3 protein-coding genes are annotated in these 3,962 nt (G+C 72.3%); 2 read left to right on the plus strand and 1 reads right to left on the minus strand.

All coding sequences use genetic code 11. The features are described 5' to 3' along the window. Positions 1-48: 48 nt before the first annotated feature. Both arfA and ACUYMY_RS01855 read left to right on the plus strand, forming a co-directional pair. On the plus strand, positions 49-1,608 hold the full coding sequence (gene arfA, locus ACUYMY_RS01850; RefSeq protein ID WP_481701943.1) for an arabinosylfuranosidase ArfA: 1,560 nt from the start codon (positions 49-51) through the stop codon (positions 1,606-1,608). A gap of 10 nt (positions 1,609-1,618) precedes the next feature. Further along, positions 1,619-2,764 (plus strand): LacI family DNA-binding transcriptional regulator, encoded by a 1,146-nt coding sequence (locus ACUYMY_RS01855; protein ID WP_481701944.1) that lies wholly within the window; start codon positions 1,619-1,621, stop codon positions 2,762-2,764. 51 nt (positions 2,765-2,815) lie between these two features. Here ACUYMY_RS01855 and ACUYMY_RS01860 read toward each other — a convergent pair whose 3' ends face one another. After that, positions 2,816-3,382 carry an AMIN-like domain-containing (lipo)protein gene (locus tag ACUYMY_RS01860; protein WP_481701945.1) on the minus strand — a complete coding sequence of 189 codons (567 nt, stop codon included), beginning with the start codon at positions 3,380-3,382 and terminating at the stop codon, positions 2,816-2,818. Positions 3,383-3,962: the final 580 nt, after the last annotated feature.

A 3,962-nucleotide genomic window follows, 5' to 3' on the forward strand; every position in this document is an offset into this window, starting at 1 on the left:
ATCTACAACGTTGTAAATTCGCAGGTTCAAGAACTCCCAGGAGGCCCCATGGCACCCTCGTCCCGCCCTGCCTCACCCCGCCCTGCCTCGCCCCATCCGGCCCCCGCCGCGGCGACCGTCACCGCCAGCCCGGCGTTCGCCGTCGGCCCCGTCCGCCGCGAGACCTTCGGGGCCTTCGTCGAGCACCTCGGCCGCTGCGTCTACACGGGAATCTACGAGCCCGGCCACCCGAGCGCGGACGAGGACGGCTGGCGCGGCGACGTCCTCGAGCTCACACGCGAGCTCGGCGTCAGCACCGTGCGCTACCCGGGCGGCAACTTCGTCTCGGGCTACCGCTGGGAGGACGGGATCGGCCCCAGGAGCGAGCGGCCCGTCCGCCTCGACCCCGCGTGGCACTCGACCGAGACCAACCAGGTGGGCCTCGACGACTTCATGCGCTGGTGCGCGAAGGCCGGTGTCGAGCCCATGATGGCGGTCAACCTCGGCACGCGCGGGGTCCAGGCGGCCCTCGACATCCTCGAGTACTGCAACCACCCCGGGGGCACAGCCCTCTCGGACCTGCGCCGCAAGAACGGCGCCGAGGAGCCGCACGGCGTCACGTTCTGGTGCCTGGGCAACGAGATGGACGGGCCCTGGCAGATCGGCCACAAGACCGCCGAGGAGTACGGCCACCTCGCCGCCCAGACGGCCCGCGCCATGCGCCTCGTGGGCGGGGACGAGCTCCGGCTCGTCGCGTGCGGCAGCTCGGGCCCGGCCATGGCCACCTTCGGCGAGTGGGAGCGCACTGTGCTCACCGAGGCCTACGACGTCGTCGACTACATCTCCGCCCACCAGTACTTCGACCACAGCGGCCCGCTCGAGGACCACCTCGCCGCGGGCGCCGTCATGGACGCCTTCATCCGGGACATCGCCGCGCACATCGACCACGTCAAGAGCGCCAGGAAGTCCGCGAAGGACGTCCACATCTCCTTCGACGAGTGGAATGTGTGGCACATGTCCTCCCCGCGCGTCCCCGTGCCCACGGGCTCGGACTGGCCCGAGGCGCCGGCGCTGCTCGAGGACCTCTACACCGTCGCAGACGCCGTCGTCGTCGGGGACCTGCTCATCACGCTCCTGCGCCACACCGACCGCGTCCACGCGGCCTCGCTCGCCCAGCTCGTCAACGTCATCGCCCCGATCATGACGGCGCCCGGCGGGGCGGCGTGGAAGCAGACCACGTTCCACCCGTTCGCGCTCACCTCGGCCCACGCGCGGGGCGAGGTGCTCCGGCTCGCGGTCCAGTCGCCGTCGTTCGCCTCGCCGACGCATGGCGACGTGCCAGCGCTCTCCGCCGTCGCGACGCACGACGCCGAGGCCGGCGCCGTGGCCGTCTTCGCCGTCAACCGCGGCACCGAGGCTGCGCTGCCGCTCACCGTGGACCTCACGGCGTTCCAGGGGCTTCGGCTCCTCGAGGCCGTCACGTACACCGGGCCCGACCCGCTGTGGCGCGCGAGCGAGGAGGACTCGACGTCCGTCCTGCCCGCCCCGCTCGACGGCGCGGCGCTCGACGGCGGGACGCTCACCGCCCTCCTGGCCCCCGTGAGCTGGACGATGTTCCGGCTCGGGTAGCCTGCCGAGCGTGAGCCCCGACCCCAGCCCCACCCCTCGCCCTGCAGGCGCGCCGACCCCCTCGCCGACGATCAGGGACGTCGCCGCGCTCGCGGGCGTGTCCCTCAAGACCGTCTCCAACGTGCTCAACGGGTACCCGCACGTCCGTGCGGCGACTCGGGAGAAGGTCGAGGCGGCCGTAGCACAGGTGGGCTACGAGGTGAATCTGGCCGCGCGGAGCCTGCGCTCGGGCCGATCCGGGCTCCTCGGGCTCGCGCTCGCGGACCTCAGCATCCCGTACTACGCGTCCTTCGCCGCGGAGGCGATGCGGGCGGCCGAGCGGCGCGGCTACCGGGTCGTCGTCGAGCAGTTCGGCGGCGCGCGCGGGGGCGATTCCGAGCGCGCGGCGGGCGAGCTCGCGGCGCTCACGGGGCAGCTGCGCGCGCTCACGGACGGGCTCCTGTTCATGCCGCTGGCGCTCCCGGCCGAGGCCCTCGCGGCGAACGCGGGCACCAAGCCGCTCGTGCTCCTCGGGGAGCACCTCATGGACGCGCCCTTCGACCGCGTCGGCATGGCCAACACCGAGGGGGCGCGCGCCGCCGTCGCGCACCTGCTCTCCGCGGAGGCGGGCGCACGACGGCGCGTGCTCGTCCTCGGCGCGCTGCCCACCTCTGCCGAGGGGACCGCGGGGCTGCGGCTCGCTGGCGTGCGCGCCGCGCACGCCGAGGCGGGCCTCGCGTACGACGACGCGCTCGTCGTGCCCTGCGCGTGGGACCGGCACGCGGGTGCCGAGGCGGTCAGGCAGGCGCTCGCGGCCGGGCTCGAGTTCGACGCCGTGTTCGGCCTCAACGACGTCCTCGCGCTCGGTGCCCTGCACGGGCTCGCGCTCGCGGGGGTGCGGGTCCCGGAGGACGTCGCCGTCGTCGGGTTCGACAACATCGAGGAGAGCGAGTTCGCCGTCCCGGGGCTCACGACCGTGGACCCGGGCATGGCCGAGATCGCCGACCGGGCTGTCGCCGTCGTGCTCGCTCGGGCGGGGCTGGCCATGCCCGAGGACGCGGCGCTGCTGCTCGGGAATTCCGGGCTGTCGGGGGATTCCGTGCTGCCCCAAGACGGGCCCGCGCGGCACGAGTCGGCGTTCAGGCTCGTGCCGCGCGGTTCGACGGGGTTCGGGTGACCCGGGCTTAGGTGACCCAGTTCGGGCGACCCGGGTTTGGGTGAGCGGCGCCTACCAGCGGTGCGCGACGTCCACGATGAGGCGCGAGCCGCCCGCGGCGCCGCCAGGCCCGCCGTCGAGGATGAAGGCCCGGAACGGCAGGCGCGCCCGGACGCCGAGGCCAATGGTCGTCTGGCCCTCGAAGCTCCCGGCCCAGGCCACCTGACGGAAGGTCGAGAAGCAGCTGACGTCGACGAGGTTGGCCGGGTCGGCGGGGGAGTAGGTTGGGCCGTAGTTGGCGTCGTAGGCAGGAGACAGCGCGACGATGCGCAGGCGGGCACCGCCGGCCACCGGGACGAGCCGGCCGCTGCCGTCCTCCGCGACTTGGTCCACGTACTCGATGCGGTAGCCGTCCACGGCGCCCGAGAAGTCCAGGACGAGGCGGTCGAAGCACTCGTGCCGGCCCGCTCGGACGTTGGTGAGGGCGGCTTGCGAATACTCCTCGTCGACCTTGGGGAGCGATCCCCACGTGATGCCGCAGTACGGCGTCGTGGTAGTGGCATTGGCGGGGGCGGCTGCGGTGCCGAGTCCCGCTGCGAGAAGGGCTGCGACGCCGAGCGCCGCGAGGGTCTTGTTCATGGCTGGTTCCTGAGGGTGCGGTGCTTGTACCCGCGGAATTCTGCGGGAATGAGCCGATCGTAGGGCGCGCTTCTGGACGGCTGGAACAGGGTTGGGCCCATTGCTCCCCAACCGTGAGGGATGTCGCGGAACGGGGTGGAATCGGACCCGTTCAGGTCACGGATGGGGCGGCTTCCGGCGCATTACCCCGAGGTAGGCATTACGGGAGGATCGCGGGGCGACGATCGGGACTTCAGGTGCGTTTGCGCGGGACAGCACGCTCGTTTTCTCCATCGTCAGAAAAAACATATGTACAAAGTAATTCGAATCTGTTGACCGGCATTCGGAGCCGGGTCTACCGTCGTGCTCGAGACCCCCGACGGGGCCTCGAAACCCAACCAGGGGGAACCACCGGACGCCGGTGGCTGGAAGGGAATGCGGCCTCAGGCCGCCCGCTCGGCTCGCACCGCCGGTACGTCCGGCATGAGATCCGCACATCGCTCTCGCGGCCCCTGTCTCAGGCCAGCGACCGATACCTTTTGGGCTCTGGCCTGCTCCGCGATTCGGCGCGCTTCGGCGCGCCCGAGGGGGAAGTGATCGC

This window comes from Sinomonas sp. T428B, assembly GCF_056780155.1.

Coding starts and splice junctions, on each gene's coding strand:
- arfA (WP_481701943.1), top strand. CDS start 49: ATGGCACCCTCGTCCCGCCCTGCCTCACCCCGCCCTGCCTCGCCCCAT.
- ACUYMY_RS01860 (WP_481701945.1), bottom strand. CDS start 3,382: ATGAACAAGACCCTCGCGGCGCTCGGCGTCGCAGCCCTTCTCGCAGCG.